Source organism: Candidatus Cardinium sp. cByotN1 (genome assembly GCF_022810525.1).
In the GTDB taxonomy this organism is placed as follows: Bacteria; Bacteroidota; Bacteroidia; order Cytophagales; family Amoebophilaceae; genus Cardinium.
In genome coordinates, this window is record NZ_JAACGG010000053.1 from 1 (window position 1) to 16,382 (window position 16,382).

Here is a 16,382-nt window from a genome sequence, read left to right on the forward strand (position 1 = left end):
AAAAAGTAACCAAAAAATCAAGCGCTAATGAAAAAAGTGGCTGAAAGCTTCGTTTACAGCTGGAAAAACAGGAGTCTCCCTGCAATCCATCCCGGCAACTGTTTTTCTTTTCATCTGTAAACGGTGCTTTCTGATCGCACTTTTTTCAAAGGGCGCGTTTTTTTCCTAGCATAAGCCATAGTGGTGAACGGAAACAAGCAGAGTACTTAAGTTGATGTTATTGCTTGACTAGATAGGTGATTTTTTAATAGCACACAAGAAAGGGATGCAGTATGAATTGAAGGTTATAGCGGTTCTAGGAAAAACGCCCCTTGTAAAATAGTTGCGACCAGCAATCACGTATTAGAGCTGATTAGAAAAACAGCTTGTTTGAGCCTGCTGAGCGGGTGAGTTCTGTTTTTCCAGCTCTAATACGTGATTTCCGCAACTTTTTACAGAGGGCTTGATTTTTTGTTCACTTTTTGATCAAGCAAAAAGTGGTATAAAAAAAGCTTTTTTTACCAAAGTCGGGAGCAGATACGAGATTTATATCAGCTTTTTAAGTTTAACTACCTCTTTACTCTTCAAAAAAATCCATTTACCACGAGGGACATGCTGTTTAGTAAGATGCGCATAACCTACTCTATCTAATTTATGAACCAGATAACCCAAATGGTTAAAGATCCTACGAATAATTCGGTTCTTACCCATATGTATGGTCATGCCTATTTGCGTTGGATCTTCTTCTACTATTGCTACCTGATCTACTTTTGCTAGACCATCTTGTAGTACAACACCTTGTTGAATGGTATGTAAATGCTGCATTCGTATAGGCTTATTAAGTACTACATGATAGATCTTCTCGATATGACTAGAAGGATGGGATAACTTACGTGCTAAATCACCATCATTGGTTAGCAGTAATAAGCCTGTAGTATCATAATCTAGTCGACCAACTGGGTAAATACGCTCTGGGCAATACTTTTTGTTAATAAGATCTAAAACAGTTTTTCGACCTTGAGGATCGTCCAAAGTAGTAACATAACCTTTGGGCTTATTTAAAAGTATGTACTGTAACTTTTCTAGCCTTAAAGGAACACCTTTATAAGTCACGATAGCATTGGTTGCTATTTTGGTACCTACCTTTTTTACTACTATACCATTAACAGCAATATAACCTGATTGGATGAGTTGATCAGCCTCTCTTCTAGCACAAATACCTGCATTACTTATAAATTTGTTTAAGCGTATGCAAGATGACCAATCAGGAGTAGTAGCACCAATTTTCATAAAGCATATAACTAGTAGAACCGAACGATTAGCCTTATTTTTTTGTATTTAATTTTGCATCTACTGCATACATCGTATGCGGTACTACTTTTAAACGCTCTTTATCTATAAGCTTACCGGTTAACACACAGATGCCATAGGTGCCATTTTTAATGCGTTGAATAGCAAGTTCAATTTGCTTAATAAATTTTTGTTGCCGTTCAGCTAACTGACCTACATTCTCAGTCTCTATTACTTCTGCATTTTCCTCAAATGGTTTACCAGCTACTTCAAGGCCTGCTTCTTGACGGCTCAAAACTTTTTCCAATACTTGTAGCTCATGATTAGCTTGATCTAATTTTTCTAAAAGAATCTTTTCAAAAAATTTTAGGTCTTCAGGTGAGTATGATTCCTCTGCCATAGTTTTTTGATCTTAATATAGTAGGCTGAGTATAAAATAATAGCGCAAAAACGGCTATTAGATTACATCACCTTAGTAATTTACAACCTCTTTTATCTATGCTTTAGCTTACAAATAGTAGGGCATCTATAGGCTGTTCCAAAGCAATTAACATTCTGCCACAATGCTCACAAAGTACTATTTTATTGCGCTCATATACCCCTATTTTTTGCTGAGGTGGAATCACGATACAACATCCACCACAGGCGCCTTTTTTAATGGGTACTACTGCCAAATTATTGGATACATTTTTTCTAATTCTTTCGTAAGCAATATATAAAGGCTGACCTAGCAGCTCTATGACCTCTTTTCTTTTTTCATATAAGTTAAGCTCTTCTTGCTGACTTGCTTTTAAAATTATGGTCAATTCCTGCTTTTTTAAAACTAAATCAGCTTTTTTTGATTCTAAAAGCTTATGCAACTCTTCTATATTAGCCTGATCATGCTCTATATTACTATAGGCAGTACGCAGAAATTTTTCTGCAAGTTGAATGTCCAACTTATGCAATTCAAGCTCTTTGGTAATCGCATCATACTCTCTATTATTGCGAACTTCTATTTGTTGCGCCTCGTATTGCTGGAGTTTTTTTTCCGCTTGTTTGATAAATGTTTTTTTATTGACCACTTCCTGGCGCAGTTCAGCCAATAGGAGCTCACGCTCTTGTAGACTTGCAGATAATGCGTCTATATCTGCTTCTAAAGAAGATACCTCCTCTGGGAGCGTACCCCTAAGCTTTAATATATCATTAAGATGGGTATCAACTTCCTGAAGCTCAGAGAGCTTTGTTAGTTTAATTGCAATATTTTTATCCATTAGTTAGTCATTAATGTGATGAACAGGATTGGTCATAGTTTTACAGCGTAGTATTACAATATTATTAAATTCTTTTGATAGTAGTGCAAGTATTAGTCTTTTTAGGCCTAATCGAGTAGCATGGTAACCTATATCAATCAATAATGTTTTATCATTAGCTTCTAAAAACTGCTCATATTGTAGGCCTGCTGTAATAAATGCATCTATTTTTCTGTTAAGAATTTCTTTCAAGAGCCAACTACCATTTCCAGCATAAACGGCCACTTTTTTGATAGGTCGGTCGAAACAATTAGTGTGTTGGAGATAAGATAAAGTCAATTTTGTTTTTATATACTTCAAAAAATATTTAGCTGGTAACTCTACGGGTAAAGTCCCTAGTAAACCACTACCCATATTGTTTAGCGTTACTTCTACCTGTTCTAAATAGTAGGTAACTTTTTCATAAGGATGCACATGGAATAAAGTTTGAATGACGCTTTCTTTACAAGGAGTAGGTACTATAAAAGTAAGCTGACTCTCTTTTGAAAATTCTAACTTTGAGCTAATAGAAAAATGCAATAAAGGTTCTGGAACTGTTTTATAATGAACATTATTAGTAACATCTACTAGATTTTGAGTGGCCAAAACAGCTCCTGCTTGACACAAAGATTGAATTAAATATTTTTCTGAATAAGGAGGAACAAAAGTAGTCAATCTATGGAGTATTACTTTTTGAGGAATGATAGGAAGCGTATTTTGTAAATCAATTAAATTAGTTATTCTATGACTAGCTCCGCGACCTAGATGGTCTAAATTGGTGCTAAAAACATAAATGGTTAGTTCATGCTTTATTGCTTTAATCATGCACCTGCCAGCATAATTTTCTGGAATGATTTGTACCAATGGTTGGGAAAAAAGAGGTTGATTTACAACAATAAAATTACATCTTTTTTCAATAGCTTCATCCAATACGGCTTCTGTTATGTCGAGAGAAATCAATATTCCAGTTACTGTATTATTTACATCACCTACTACAATACCCGGGATTGGTAAATTATGCTCGTTTGGCAATTGGGTTTTTTGCTCCAAGTAGTTTATCACATCTGCTATAGTAACAGCAGTATCACTATATCTTGGCGCTTTTATGCTCATTCTAGCTAGTATAAAAAGTAATATATACGCTTGATCACTTTGGATCTAAATAACTATTAATATAATAAAAATATCGTTATTTGTATAATAAAGTCAATTTTTATTGAAAAGTAGATGTTATGTTGCTGTTATGTTTACAAATACTAAGTTGGAGCTATGGTGGGGTAGTTTCTTTACGTAATCTGCTCTACGATAAAAAAATCAAAAAGCGTTTTTATTATAAAAAACCAAAAGTGATTAGTATAGGCAACCTCTCATTAGGTGGAACAGGAAAAACTCCTTTGACCATCTATTTGGTCAAACTGCTTGCTAAAGGGCGAGTGATAGGGGTGTTGAGTAGAGGATATAAGCGCAGATCTATAGGCTTCAAAATAATAAACGAATCCGTATCCCCTTTAACAGCAGGTGATGAGCCTTACCTTGTCTATAAAAATTTTCTAGACCACCCTAATGTAGTCGTTGCCGTTTGCGAAAATAGGGTCAAAGGCGTGGCAAAACTTATGGAATATAGACCAAATGTCCAGCTCATTCTTCTGGATGATGCTTTTCAGCACCTTAGCCTAAGGCCTCATTTAAATATTTTATTGACCTCGTTTCATCAACCTTTTTTTAAGGACCATGTACTACCATTAGGTCAATTACGGGAGCCACGTAAAGGGGCCTCACGTGCTGATATCATATTGGTAACCAAAAGCCCACTAAATCTATCTCAATCAGAACTAGGTACTATAAAATCAAGTATGCAAAAATACCATAGAAAAGAAGTATCCGTTTTTTTTACACATACTATCTACCACGATCCTATCGCCATAGGGGAGGTCAAAGCAGACAAGCTCCCTGTAACGTTACTGCTGGTTACAGGTATTGCAGATTCCCTTCCCTTACGGATCTATTTAGAAAAAAATGGACATCAGGTTAAACATTTGGCTTTTAGGGACCATCATTGGTTCAGTGATACCGATATACTAAAAATTATCAATCTATTTCATGGATTAGATCAGCCAGATAAAGCGATTGTTACAACAGAAAAAGATTATATAAGATTGCTAGACCATTCTTTAATCAAACTATTATTTTCCTTACCTGTATATTATATGCCCATAGAAATAGGATTTGCAGAAGAAGATAAAGCAACTTTTGAGACAAAAGTTATTAAATTTCTTGCCTGATGTTACTGCTGCTGGTAACTTGTACGTTGATTCAGTAGGTTAAATCCTGAAGTAGATCTATGATATTGCGTTTTTGTGTTCCCCTACTTCTAGGAACTCCTTAGCATAAGCGAGTTATGCAAGAAGTCTATTATATTTGTAGCCTAAGGTCTTTTGTATTACTTATATCTTGATCAACAAGTAACCAAAAAATTAAGCCTTGTGTTAAAAGTTGTGAAAATCGCCCCTAGTTTACACAGAGGCGGTTTTTCTTTTTGTGCGTGGTTTGACCACAGTGCTGAATGAATACTATGTTGTATGGTATTCCTATCATAGGGCTAAACGGAAACATTTTAAGTAAAAAATCATAATGGTAGACCTTTCGATTTATTGGCGATATAGTTTGTTTTTTCTATTTTTTGCGCTACCAATTAGTAGTTATGGAAGCGAAAAGGCAGAAGATATCTTTGAAAAACCTGAAGAAGAAAAAGTAGGGGCAGGTTCTACCTTTTTTATAACCCCACGAGAAGTAAAACAAAATTACAGAAAGTACCATCGTATGGATCGCTCTGTAACCAAGATGGACCATTTCACGGTTGCAGAAAGACATAGATACAATTTTCAAGATCTTGGTAACCATTTCACAGCTGCCCAGCACATTGTTTATAAATTACCACAACATATAGGTGCAACCTATGGTCTGGCTGCCTATGATTTTTATTTTCACCAACCGCAAGACATACGCTACTACTATACATCCAAAGCATATGCGGATTTTAATATTGTGTTAGCCAATCTAGGTAGTTTCTTATTCAACGGCTGTTATACCCAACGGCTACTTCCAAACTGGCATATAGGTACAAATTGGTATGGTGCCATGGCAGAAAATGAATGGCCATATAGTAAAGATGATAAAATTGTTAATGCTTTTCCTAATTTTGACCTCTTTACCCATATAAAAAACGCAGATGGCTGCTATCACCTATTCACAAGCTGGTCTAATAGGAAATATATCACTAGAGAGACTGGTGGTGTACGTTCGACTAAAAAAACAGCCAACAAAATAGAAGACGAATTTGCATTTACAGAACCAAATCCAAGTAAACGTTACCATTCTTCTTTCCCACTACTAGAAGAATCATATATGCAAAATAAGATCGATAAAGATAAAAAAGTAATGCATAAAGATCTTAGACGTAATTTCTACCTCTACCATCATTATGAGTACAGCCAACCACTACAAGTATACCATGAATTACACTATAGCCAAATAAAGAATCTCTTCACCATTGAAAAATTAGATCAGCCATTACTAAGCTTTATATCCAATCAACCCGATAATGCATGTGACAAAGAAGATAATCGCCTTCTAATGCGATCTCTTGGTCATGAAATAGGGATTAAAGGAGATATAGACCAACCCAATTTATTCTATGCGGTACATTACAGACTCGAAGATATTGATCTAAAATATGATTTTTCTAAGCCTGAAGAGCTAGTATATAATCGGCCTTTAAAAAAGGAAAAAAAAGAAAAAGGACATTACCTAGGTGGTAATACACGATTGCAATTTGGGCAACATAGCCAGCTTTGTCTGGATGGAGCTTATCTATTACAAAAAGGAGGCTATCACAAATTAAATTTAGCTTATACAAACCATTTTTTTAAAATAGCGTGCCATACGATTAAACACAAAACCCCCTATATAGTAAGCCATGGCTATAGCAGACACCGATTATGGGACAAGCATTTTGTATCACCATCTGCACAAGCAATAGATGCAGCCATATGGTATAACTGGACACATATAACGGTTCATCCTATTATATCTTTTAAAAAGATAAACAACCATATTTACTACAGGAAAGCCAGACCATACCATCAGAATAGTCCTGACCATTGCGTTGCTGAACCTGTGCAGGCTACTGCACCTATTTATCTTTTTTCTTTAGAAAGTAATTTAAATTTTTGTTTTTTTTCTTATTTCCATTTTGATAACACTTTTACCATTTTAAAAGACCTCAGCAGAAATCTCAAAGTTTTTAAAGGCTACATGCCTCCCTATATTTACACAGGCCGGTATTATTATGCCCACCAGCCCTACCATAAAAAGATGGCTATAGAAACAGGTCTAAATATACATTTTAAAGAGCTTTATTATGGCGATGGTTACGATATAATCGCACAACAATTTTACCGCCAAAACCAATTCCCTGTACAAGGCAGACCAATTGTTGATATTTTTTGTAATCTTCGTATCAATAACTTAAAGCTTTCTTTTAAATACAGCTACATCAATGAATATTTTCATAAGCCAGAAGCCTATTTTGCTACACCATTTTATCCTGGCCTAAAAAAAGCAGCTGATATTGGTATACATTGGTCTTTTTTTGACTAATAAAAGCCATCTATGCTTATCCATTTAGCACTGCTTGAACCTTCTTTGCAACTGTTTTGCTATTTCAGCTGTAAGCTTTGCTTACTGATCACCAATTTTTACAAGGGGCGTTTTATTCTTTTTATATCTAGTCCTGATACAATGGTGAGGGCGTTTTATTTTTACTTTTTTATCAAGAAAAAACGTATCTGTTCCTGACACTGTTAAAAAATGAATTGTTTAAAGCTACTTTCTTATCAAGAAAAAAATAAGATAAAAAAGCGTTAAGTTGACGCCATTGGGTGAACGGAAACGAAAAAAGGGGTATACAAAAGCTTTTTTTACCAAAGTCTTGAACAGATATCTATATGCTATGCTATTCTATTGCAGATCTTTAAATTCTTCCTGTTCTTTTTCCTGGTTATTGATTTTGTTACGTAACCTAAATATTATAAGTGTAACCATTAAAAAGCAAAAGATTGAAACGATAAAAAAACCAAGATAAGCACTAGCAAAAATCGCATTCAACCAACAAGCTAATCCATGTAATAAGAAACGTAACCCCAAGCTAAATAATATAAAAGCTAGCGTACCCATAAAAAAGAGCCGAATGATCTTCTTGACTTGTGCTTTAAGGTTATGCTGCAAGCTATAGAGAAAAATAGTCAGCTTTTCTCTGACTATTTCCACCATGCAAGCTATGCCCAATAGCTTACCCACTATTTTTATAATTCTAAAAAGTATGTTATTCATTTAAATTAAAAATAAAACTTAATTTGTGCCTATTGAGCCCTATCGGGGCCGATACGCCATTTAGCGTTGATTGGAAGAGATACCTTAATCTTACTAGGTGCTTTTCTCAGTAAATGGTTACTTTTTAGTAACCGTAACCGACATTTTTGTTCTACGCACACCATGTACACTAAAAAAAGAAGGATTAATGTCTAGATCATTCTTACAGAGCCTGGCATAAAGATATCCGGACAGTGCACCACCCAATTGTGCCAAGTAATAACCCGCATCTTGTGTGGGTAAATGCACAAAAGCTATTACCAGTAAGGTAATCGCAACATAACGTAGTGGTAAAGAGAAAAAGAAGCAATATAACTTTAAACTAGGCATCAAGACACAAACTGCAATCATTATAGCATAAATAGGGGCTGAAGGGCCGGTAAGGCTGTCGGCAACGCCCTTGAAAGGAGGCGAAAACTGGTATAGTGTAAAAAAAAGCATTGCCCCCACTATTTGTCCTAAAAAATAGAGCCGTAAGATATGCTTTGAGCGTGTAATAGCCCGAATTCTTTGACCAAAAATGTATAATATAAAAATATCCCAGAATAAATCTACAAAACCTTTATGGATAAAAGAGTAAGTGATAAAGGCCCAGGGTCGTTCCAATAACAATGGATAAAGAGAAGGAAAAGTCAATTGCCCATAAAGCCATGGAATCTGATTTTCATAACCACAGATATAATATCCAGTATTAAACAAAAAAAGCAACAAGAAGGTTAAAATATGGATTAAAATGAGTTGCATTAACCCATTACTAGACTGCTTAAATTGATTGCGAAGATAGGCGTAAACAATATGCATGATCAAAAAAATAATACAATTATCTCTTAAATTTAATATATTCTGCTGATAAAAGCTTTACTTAGGTAGGCTATTAGCGTATTTTTTCTTGATCAAGAAGCGGACAAAAAATCAAGCCCTCGGTAAAAAGTTCCGGCAAGCGCTTCTTACAGCTGGAAGACAGAATCCGTTCTTCGGGTTCCCATTTCAATTGTTTTTCTATTTCAGCTGTAAGGGTCACTGTCTGAGTGCAACTATTTTAACAAGGGGCGTTTTTTATTTTAACGGATGCCATATCACTGATTAGCAACCTATTAGTTACTTGCCAATAAGGCGACTTTAGGTCACTTACCATTAATTTTGATTAAGGTCTGCATGATATAACTAAGCCTCTAGTCTACAAAAATAATTCAATGAGCAAAATATAAAGTAGGCTCCTAAGGCCTTATCTTCAAAGAATCTAATAGGTTTCTTGGTTTTATCCTAAAAAAGGCTATAATTTTAAGGTTTGTTCTTGTGTATAGCCCTAAAGCCTTGAGTATAGTATAAAATTATAAAGAGTAATCTATAAATTTTTTATACTTATACCCCTAATTGTAATATTTTTCAACCTCGTAAACCAAATGATAATTTTGATGATGAAGCCAAATAGCGCTAAAAAAACAGATACGAATAACCAACAACGTAGCCTGCAAAAATCAACTGAAAATAGCAAAAGGAAGCAGCAAAGATTATCAGGTATTTTTTTATATCCATCTAGATTGGTTATGAGATGTGCTTTATCAATATTATTATTGCCTTGGTTAATGGCTCTTAACCAATGTTTTAGGGCTTCTGAGGGAAATAAACCTACTGCTCCTCCTTATCCCGAAAAAGCTCCTTTGAACCAGTGTGACCCTCCTCCTCCTTACGACTCGACATTTGAGCTAATGCAGCAGCAACAACAATATGACCTTCTTGAGCTTACGCAACATCAAGACTATGATCCTAATACACTAACCAAGAAAGAAGCAAAAAACAAGGCAAAAGAGTGTTTAAAAATAGCCGGTGGGGCGATTGAAAAGTGTAAAACAGCTATAAATGATATACAATATCATCATGCTTTAGTACAGTCTCTTAATCAGGTAGTACCTCCATTATCAGCGGCTTCTGGTCTGAGCTCGTTAAGAACGGTCTTAAACTTTAGATGGTGTGCAAAACTTAAGGATGCTCTAGTCATAATTGTTGAGCAGCTGGAAGCAAATAAAAATAAACGCTTAAACTTATGTGGAATATATCGCTACAATCTAGCATTAGCTTCTAATAAGCTAGACGAGGCCAAAAAATGTATTGAAGGTGCGATAAAAAAAGGCTCTAAACGCAAAGCTCTTTTACTAAGTCAGGAGAGTGCGCAGTGCGATTCCCAAATTTTGGGACTTAAATGCGAATCCAATGCAATGCCAATAATGAACGAGGAGAAAAATATAATTAAGCAAGAACGAAAAGAAAAAATGGAGGCCAAACTCGAAGAGAAACTACCAGACTTCGTTACACAATCTACGAACATAAATGTAAACCAGACACCGCAAAACAATTAAGCTATGTCTAAGTAAAACATAACAAATTTGAATAGAATGCCCTTTAAACTTAACAGATGTATTGGGTCAATTCACTTTCTTAAAATCAATAGCTACTAATTCAAACGTTGCTAACCATTAGATAATTGTGTAAATTTACACACCTAATAAACCTAAAAATATTATTAAACAGATGTTAACCATACAACAGCTCGTAAAAAAAGGAAGAAAAAAAACTACTTCTGCATCAAAATCACCAGCTCTTTCATCCTGTCCGCAGCGGCGAGGTGTATGCATCAAAGTGTATACTATGAAGCCAAGAAAACCAAACTCTTCTATGAAAAAAGTAGCTAGGGTGCGTTTAACAACAGGTAAAGAGGTCAATACCTATATTCCTGGAGAAGGCCATAATTTACAAGAGCACTCTATTGTGTTGATTAGAGGGGGAGGGGTAAAAGATTTATCAGGTGTTAGTTACTCTGTTATCCGTGGTGTGTTGGATACCTCTGGTGTGAATGGAAGATGTCAAGCAAGATCCGTATATGGAGCCAAAAAACCTAAGAAAAAATAAGCCTTAAATTAATTTCAGTGAAAGGAATAACATGAGAAGAAAACAAGCTATAAAAAGGGTATTACCACCTGATTATAAATATGGCGATCCACTTGTGACCAGATTTGTAAATGGATTAATGCAACGGGGTAAAAAAAGCCTTGCGTTTAGTATTTTTTATGATACCATCGAATCAGTATCTCAGAAAACAAAAGAAGCAGGATTAGAAGTTTGGCGTAAAGCACTCCACAATGTAACCCCTACTTTAGAAGTCAAGCGTAGGCGTGTTGGGGGAGCCACCCTCCAAGTTCCGATTGAGATAAGGCCAGATAGAAGGGTATTTTTAGGCATGAAATGGCTCATTGATTATGCAAGATCCCGTGGAGAGAAAACTATGACAGAAAGGCTTACTAATGAAATTATTGCTGCTGCTAAAGAAGAAGGCGCTGCTTTCAAACGTAAGATAGATACCCATAAGATGGCTAGTTCAAATAGAGCCTTCTCACATTTTAACTTGAGATAAATGGCAAATGAGCTAAGCTTTTTAAGAAACATAGGCATCATGGCGCATATTGATGCTGGTAAAACCACCACTACTGAGCGCATTTTATATTATACAGGCCTAACCCATAAGATAGGTGAAGTCCATGATGGAGGGGCTGTAATGGATTGGATGGCCCAAGAACAAGAACGTGGGATTACCATTACCTCGGCTGCCACTACTACATTTTGGAAGTATCCTACTATACAGGGAAAAGCAAATGAAAAAACCCAAACCTACAAAGTCAACATCATCGATACACCTGGCCACGTCGATTTTACTGTGGAGGTAGAGCGCTCTTTGCGTGTTTTAGATGGTGCAGTGGCTTTATTTTGCGCTGTGTCTGGTGTAGAGCCTCAGTCTGAAACTGTTTGGCGTCAAGCCGATAAGTATAGAGTGCCTCGTATTTGTTTTGTTAACAAAATGGATAGGGCAGGTGCCAATTTTTTTAATGCCTTAAATGAAATCAAGGAAAAACTAGGAGCCAATCCTGTTCCATTGCAAATTCCTATTGGTAGTGAAGCTGCCTTTAAAGGGGTAGTAGATTTGATTACCAATGAAGCCATTATTTGGAATGAAGATGATTTAGGTATGACTTACCAGGTAGTCCCTATTCCTCAAGACTTAATGGAGACGGTTGGCCAGTGGCGTCAAAATCTGATTGAAAGTGTAGCTAGTTATGATGAAGCATTGATGGAGAAATTTTTTGATAATCCAGATACTATTACACCAGGTGAGGTCAGAGCTGCGATTCGAAAAGCAGTTATTGATCTTTCTTTTTCTCCTGTCCTTTGTGGTTCTGCTTTTAAAAATAAAGGTGTTCAAGCATTATTGGATGCAGCATGTGCCTACCTGCCTTCTCCACTAGATTTACCCCCAGTAGCCTGTACCCATCCAGATACAGGAGAAGTCGTGCTCAGGAAACCAGAAAATAATGAACCATTTACTGCATTAGCTTTTAAAATTGCCACCGATCCTTTTGTGGGTAGGCTTGCCTTTTTACGGGTCTATGCTGGCACATTAGATGCCGGATCTTATGTTCATAACAATAGAACGGGTAAAAAAGAACGGATTGCACGGCTTATGCAAATGCATGCCAATAAACAAAATCCGATTAACGCGGTGCAAGCAGGTGATATTTGCGCAGTAGTTGGCTTTAAAGAAATTAAAACAGGCGATACGCTCACTGGTGAAAAAGATAAAGCGATACTAGAAGCCATCATCTTTCCAGAGCCGGTAATTGGTTACTCGATTGAACCTAAAAAGCAAGCAGACCAAGATAAGTTAACCCTATCTATCGCCAAGCTGATGGAAGAGGATCCAACCTTACGGATGGAAACTGATCGTGAAACGGGCCAAACCATTCTCAAGGGCATGGGTGAATTACACCTAGAAATCATTATTGATCGACTTAAACGAGAATTTAAGCTTGAGCTCAACCAAGGTGCACCGCAAGTAGCCTACAAAGAGGCACTGACAGCCACAGTAGAGCATAAAGAAGTCTATAAAAAACAAACAGGCGGTAAGGGTAAGTTTGCAGATATCGTTTTTGAAATAGGGCCTAAAGCAATGGTTCAAGGAGAGCCTATTGAGCCAGGGTTAGAATTTGTCAATAAAATTATTGGTGGCGTTATCCCTAAAGAGTTTATTCCAGCGATTCAGAAAGGCTTTACAGCTGCTATGGAAAATGGTCCGCTGGCCAATTATCCTGTAGAATCGATGCGGGTTAAAATCTTTCATGGTTCTTATCATGACGTGGACTCAGATTCTTTATCTTTTGAATTATGTGCTAGAGCTGGGTTCAGAGCGGCGGCGCAGAAAGCCTCTCCTGTACTTTTAGAGCCTATTATGTCTGTAGAAGTAGCTACCCCTAATGAGTTTACAGGTCCCGTAACAGGCGACCTTAACAGAAGAAGAGGAATCATGAAAGGTATGAACAGTAAAGGTGGCACACAAATCGTGAAAGCAGATGTACCATTGGCAGAGCTATTTGGTTATGTTACAGATCTAAGAACCATTACTTCAGGCAGAGCCTCTGCATCATTAACTTTTTCGCATTATGAACCGGTTCCTAAAAACCTAGCAGAAGCTATTATTAATAAAGCAAAAGGTATAACGGTATAAGTAGAATAGATAGCAAACAATCATATGAATCAAAAAATTCGCATCAAACTTAAATCATTCGATGCTCTCCTTTTAGATAAATCGGCAGATAGCATCGTTAAGGCTGTAAAAGCTACTAAAACAGTAGTAAATGGCCCTATTCCCTTGCCAGGTAAAAAAGAAATTTATACCGTATTGCGTTCTCCGCACGTAAATAAAAAGTCACGGGAACAGTTTGAACTTTGTACCCATAAGCGATTGATAGATATTTACTCTAGTAGTTCAAAAGCAGTAGATGCATTAACCAAGTTAGAGTTGCCTAGTGGTGTAGAGGTTGAAATTAAAGTATAGGGTTGTTTAACGTTGCCTTTTGCTTGATAAAAAAGAAAGAAAATCTATTTTATTGCAGCTGTGTTTATAAACTTTTAGCACGAGGCTATCAGCCTTCTATAAAAGAATGTAGCACATAGTAAAGCAGTAAAGAAAAGAAACCATCTGTTTTTCAACGGGAAAATCATAAGCTCACCCCGCTACGCGGGCTTCAGACAGATGATTTTCTGATCCGCTCTTAGAGCTGGAAAAACAGATGGTTCAAAAACTGAATTTTTACTGAAGCGCTACATTTCTTTATAGTAGGTCATAATAGCCTAAAAAAATGTATTTTACGTATGCATTGTCATTCAAGCCTATCGTTATTCTAGGAAAAACGTTTTTCTAGCGCCACCACACCGCTGGACCAATACTTTTTAGGTATAACCTACATCTGTGAGTGGGAGTTTAATGAATACCAATGGCCGGATTTGTTTGAAATTTTATTTTATTTTTAGGAATTTAATGCCTTATCTATTGTTTTGTATACGTAATCTAATTGTTTGAATTTTTCTTGATTTCTTTTATTCTTATCTGGGTGCAATTCGAGAGATTTTTTCTTGTAAGCCTTTTTTACCTTGCTTGAGTCTAAGACATCATCTTGAGATATACCTAATATTTCAGATGCTTCCCTTATAAGGCTATCACCGATATAATTTATACTATAGTTTATAGTTACCTCACCAGTGCAATCATCATTCTTTGCTAAAACTTTTATTTGTTGCTTACAGCGATCTACTTTAAAATCTATACTGTTTGTGATGTTATAATTTTGGAGCGTAGATGCCAACCTGTTTTTTAGGTGAGCTATAATTTGTTGTTCTGAATCTCTTATACTATTACTACGACTTGGAATCCCAATACGCGAATTGTGATATTGCTTAAGGATATACCTTAAATCTTTTCTTACGTCCCCCTGAATAATAGTATAGGTAAGCGTTGCAGAGCCTGTATACTGATTGTTCTCAATAGAAGGTTCTGGTACAACTGTTATTGTTGGCTTAGAACGACTCTTTTGCAAGCGAAGTTGACTTGGATCTATATGTAATTGTAAGAGCCTTGTTACGTAGTCTGTAATCTCTTTTTTTAAAGTCTCATCATCTGTTTCAAACGTTACAATTTCAACTGGGGAGTCAGTAAGATTTTTTAGTATTGTGCTTAAATCAGTTTTCGGGTTCTTTATGGTATAGGTAAGCGTTGCAGAGCCCGTGTACTCATTATGCTCAATAGAAGGTTTTGGTACAATTGTTATTGTTGGCTTAGAACGACTCTTTTGCAAGTGAAGTTTGCTTACATCTATACGTAATGACTGTAAGAACTTTATTATCCCGTTTGTAATGTCTTCCTTAACATCCTCATTATTTGCTTTAAACGTCCTAATTTCAATTGGAGAAGTAGTATAAGATTTAAGTACCTCACTTAAATCTTTAATAGTAGTAGCGGTGCACACTGCATAACCAGTATAATGCTTTGTTATGCTTAGAGAAGTATCTGGCGTAATGGTTATTATATACTTACTATCACAAGGACTAATTTTAATATTAATCTTCGAAGTATCTAACTCATCGTATTCCTCTTTTAATTTATCTTTAACATCTTGTTCTGACAGTCTTTGACCTGAAATTTTAATGTTAGGTAGAATTTTAATATTAATTATTTTACTTAAATCTAGCTCTAGATGGTTACTTTTCTTTGTATTTAAATTTTTTGTAGTTATCTTTTCATTATTTGTATATTTTTTCTCCCCTGTATTTAAAACTTTTGTATGTATATTTAAATCTTTTTTAGGTATATCTTTACCCTCTGCACGTGTATTTTTCTCCTTATTCTCATTTTCTTCATTTTTTTTATCCTCTATATTTAAATTTTTTGCAAGTATATCCTGATCTTTTCGATGTTTATCTTTATTGCTTTTATCTAATATTGTTTTATATTCATTATCATGTTTTGCGGCAGTAGAACTTGATTGTTTTTGGCAAAATGAAAATCCTATTACTATATTTGCCATAAGTAGTAAGCTAAGCCTTTTTTTTTGAAAATTCATTTAATATTATTAGGATTTGGGCACTAGTTTATTGCTTTAATCTTTATCTTGATATCAGAAATTCTTCGCTAACTTACAGCAACTAAAATAAAACAATAAACATTAACATTAATATTCTATATATTTATAGATAAAAATTTCAAGCCTAATCTAAAAAAAAATAAATAAGAAGCAAAAAAATAGTAATGTAGTAGGTCCTTTTTATGCTTTCACGCAATCGTGGCAACTTAATAAATCAGCTTATTAACAAACTTTTTGTATCCATTCACCACTGTGTTAACCCTATGCGCGAAAATAAAAAACGCCCCTTGTAAAATAATTTCGATCAGGAATCAATTCTTACAGCTGAAATAGAAAAATAGCTGTGTTTGAAGCTCGCGCAGCGGGCGAGTGCTGTTTTTCCAGCTGTAAGGAGTGATGGCAGCAATTTTTTATACAGGGCTTGATTTTTTGGCTACTTTTTGATCAA

At 35.6% G+C, this 16,382-nt stretch carries 14 protein-coding genes; 7 read left to right on the forward strand and 7 right to left on the reverse strand.

The window, feature by feature from the left end:
* Positions 1–525: 525 nt before the first annotated feature.
* From MUW73_RS01555 to MUW73_RS01570, 4 genes are all read right to left on the reverse strand, one after another.
* The gene (locus MUW73_RS01555; protein ID WP_243017983.1) at positions 526–1,269 is read right to left on the reverse strand and encodes a pseudouridine synthase; all 744 of its coding nucleotides are present in this window, start codon (positions 1,267–1,269) and stop codon (positions 526–528) included.
* Positions 1,270–1,303: 34 nt separating this feature from the next.
* On the reverse strand, positions 1,304–1,669 hold the full coding sequence (locus tag MUW73_RS01560; RefSeq protein ID WP_243017984.1) for a TraR/DksA family transcriptional regulator: 366 nt from the start codon (positions 1,667–1,669) through the stop codon (positions 1,304–1,306).
* A 103-nt stretch (positions 1,670–1,772) separates the two neighbouring features.
* Positions 1,773–2,522: a zinc ribbon domain-containing protein gene (locus MUW73_RS01565; RefSeq protein ID WP_243017985.1), complete on the reverse strand. Its 750-nt coding sequence runs from the start codon at positions 2,520–2,522 to the stop codon at positions 1,773–1,775.
* A 3-nt stretch (positions 2,523–2,525) separates the two neighbouring features.
* Positions 2,526–3,653, reverse strand: coding sequence for a Nif3-like dinuclear metal center hexameric protein (locus MUW73_RS01570; protein ID WP_243017986.1), 1,128 nt, complete (start codon positions 3,651–3,653; stop codon positions 2,526–2,528).
* Positions 3,654–3,772: 119 nt separating this feature from the next.
* Here MUW73_RS01570 and lpxK point away from each other — a divergent pair, with 119 nt between their 5' ends.
* Positions 3,773–4,822 (forward strand): tetraacyldisaccharide 4'-kinase, encoded by a 1,050-nt coding sequence (gene lpxK / locus MUW73_RS01575; RefSeq protein ID WP_243017987.1) that lies wholly within the window; start codon positions 3,773–3,775, stop codon positions 4,820–4,822.
* 382 nt (positions 4,823–5,204) lie between these two features.
* On the forward strand, positions 5,205–7,199 hold the full coding sequence (locus tag MUW73_RS01580) for a putative porin (protein WP_243575186.1): 1,995 nt from the start codon (positions 5,205–5,207) through the stop codon (positions 7,197–7,199).
* Between the two features lie 360 nt (positions 7,200–7,559).
* Here the strand turns inward: MUW73_RS01580 and MUW73_RS01585 are convergent, their stop codons facing one another.
* Both MUW73_RS01585 and MUW73_RS01590 read right to left on the reverse strand, forming a co-directional pair.
* The gene (locus tag MUW73_RS01585) at positions 7,560–7,931 is read right to left on the reverse strand and encodes a phage holin family protein (protein WP_243575187.1); all 372 of its coding nucleotides are present in this window, start codon (positions 7,929–7,931) and stop codon (positions 7,560–7,562) included.
* Between the two features lie 117 nt (positions 7,932–8,048).
* On the reverse strand, positions 8,049–8,771 hold the full coding sequence (locus tag MUW73_RS01590; RefSeq protein WP_243017990.1) for a rhomboid family intramembrane serine protease: 723 nt from the start codon (positions 8,769–8,771) through the stop codon (positions 8,049–8,051).
* Positions 8,772–9,385: 614 nt separating this feature from the next.
* Between MUW73_RS01590 and MUW73_RS01595 the strand changes: the two genes are divergently transcribed.
* From MUW73_RS01595 to rpsJ, 5 genes are all read left to right on the forward strand, one after another.
* Positions 9,386–10,327: a hypothetical protein gene (locus MUW73_RS01595; protein WP_243575188.1), complete on the forward strand. Its 942-nt coding sequence runs from the start codon at positions 9,386–9,388 to the stop codon at positions 10,325–10,327.
* Between the two features lie 172 nt (positions 10,328–10,499).
* Entirely contained in the window at positions 10,500–10,877 is a 378-nt protein-coding gene (gene rpsL / locus MUW73_RS01600) for a 30S ribosomal protein S12 (protein WP_243017992.1), read from the forward strand.
* Positions 10,878–10,908: 31 nt separating this feature from the next.
* On the forward strand, positions 10,909–11,379 hold the full coding sequence (gene rpsG, locus MUW73_RS01605) for a 30S ribosomal protein S7 (RefSeq protein WP_243017993.1): 471 nt from the start codon (positions 10,909–10,911) through the stop codon (positions 11,377–11,379).
* Positions 11,380–13,521, forward strand: coding sequence for an elongation factor G (gene fusA, locus MUW73_RS01610; protein ID WP_243017994.1), 2,142 nt, complete (start codon positions 11,380–11,382; stop codon positions 13,519–13,521).
* 24 nt (positions 13,522–13,545) lie between these two features.
* Positions 13,546–13,851, forward strand: coding sequence for a 30S ribosomal protein S10 (gene rpsJ, locus MUW73_RS01615; protein WP_243017995.1), 306 nt, complete (start codon positions 13,546–13,548; stop codon positions 13,849–13,851).
* 472 nt (positions 13,852–14,323) lie between these two features.
* Here the strand turns inward: rpsJ and MUW73_RS01620 are convergent, their stop codons facing one another.
* On the reverse strand, positions 14,324–15,877 hold the full coding sequence (locus MUW73_RS01620) for a DnaJ domain-containing protein (RefSeq protein WP_243575189.1): 1,554 nt from the start codon (positions 15,875–15,877) through the stop codon (positions 14,324–14,326).
* Positions 15,878–16,382 lie beyond the last annotated feature (505 nt).

What these genes read in the sequence shown, in the direction of transcription:
- fusA (WP_243017994.1), top strand. Translation starts at nt 11,380, where the DNA reads ATGGCAAATGAGCTAAGCTTTTTAAGAAACATAGGCATCATGGCGCAT.
- MUW73_RS01565 (WP_243017985.1), bottom strand. Translation starts at nt 2,522, where the DNA reads ATGGATAAAAATATTGCAATTAAACTAACAAAGCTCTCTGAGCTTCAG.
- lpxK (WP_243017987.1), top strand. Translation starts at nt 3,773, where the DNA reads ATGTTGCTGTTATGTTTACAAATACTAAGTTGGAGCTATGGTGGGGTA.
- MUW73_RS01620 (WP_243575189.1), bottom strand. Translation starts at nt 15,877, where the DNA reads ATGGCAAATATAGTAATAGGATTTTCATTTTGCCAAAAACAATCAAGT.
- rpsG (WP_243017993.1), top strand. Translation starts at nt 10,909, where the DNA reads ATGAGAAGAAAACAAGCTATAAAAAGGGTATTACCACCTGATTATAAA.
- MUW73_RS01590 (WP_243017990.1), bottom strand. Translation starts at nt 8,771, where the DNA reads ATGCATATTGTTTACGCCTATCTTCGCAATCAATTTAAGCAGTCTAGT.
- MUW73_RS01560 (WP_243017984.1), bottom strand. Translation starts at nt 1,669, where the DNA reads ATGGCAGAGGAATCATACTCACCTGAAGACCTAAAATTTTTTGAAAAG.
- rpsL (WP_243017992.1), top strand. Translation starts at nt 10,500, where the DNA reads ATGTTAACCATACAACAGCTCGTAAAAAAAGGAAGAAAAAAAACTACT.
- rpsJ (WP_243017995.1), top strand. Translation starts at nt 13,546, where the DNA reads ATGAATCAAAAAATTCGCATCAAACTTAAATCATTCGATGCTCTCCTT.
- MUW73_RS01585 (WP_243575187.1), bottom strand. Translation starts at nt 7,931, where the DNA reads ATGAATAACATACTTTTTAGAATTATAAAAATAGTGGGTAAGCTATTG.
- MUW73_RS01570 (WP_243017986.1), bottom strand. Translation starts at nt 3,653, where the DNA reads ATGAGCATAAAAGCGCCAAGATATAGTGATACTGCTGTTACTATAGCA.
- MUW73_RS01555 (WP_243017983.1), bottom strand. Translation starts at nt 1,269, where the DNA reads ATGAAAATTGGTGCTACTACTCCTGATTGGTCATCTTGCATACGCTTA.
- MUW73_RS01595 (WP_243575188.1), top strand. Translation starts at nt 9,386, where the DNA reads ATGATGAAGCCAAATAGCGCTAAAAAAACAGATACGAATAACCAACAA.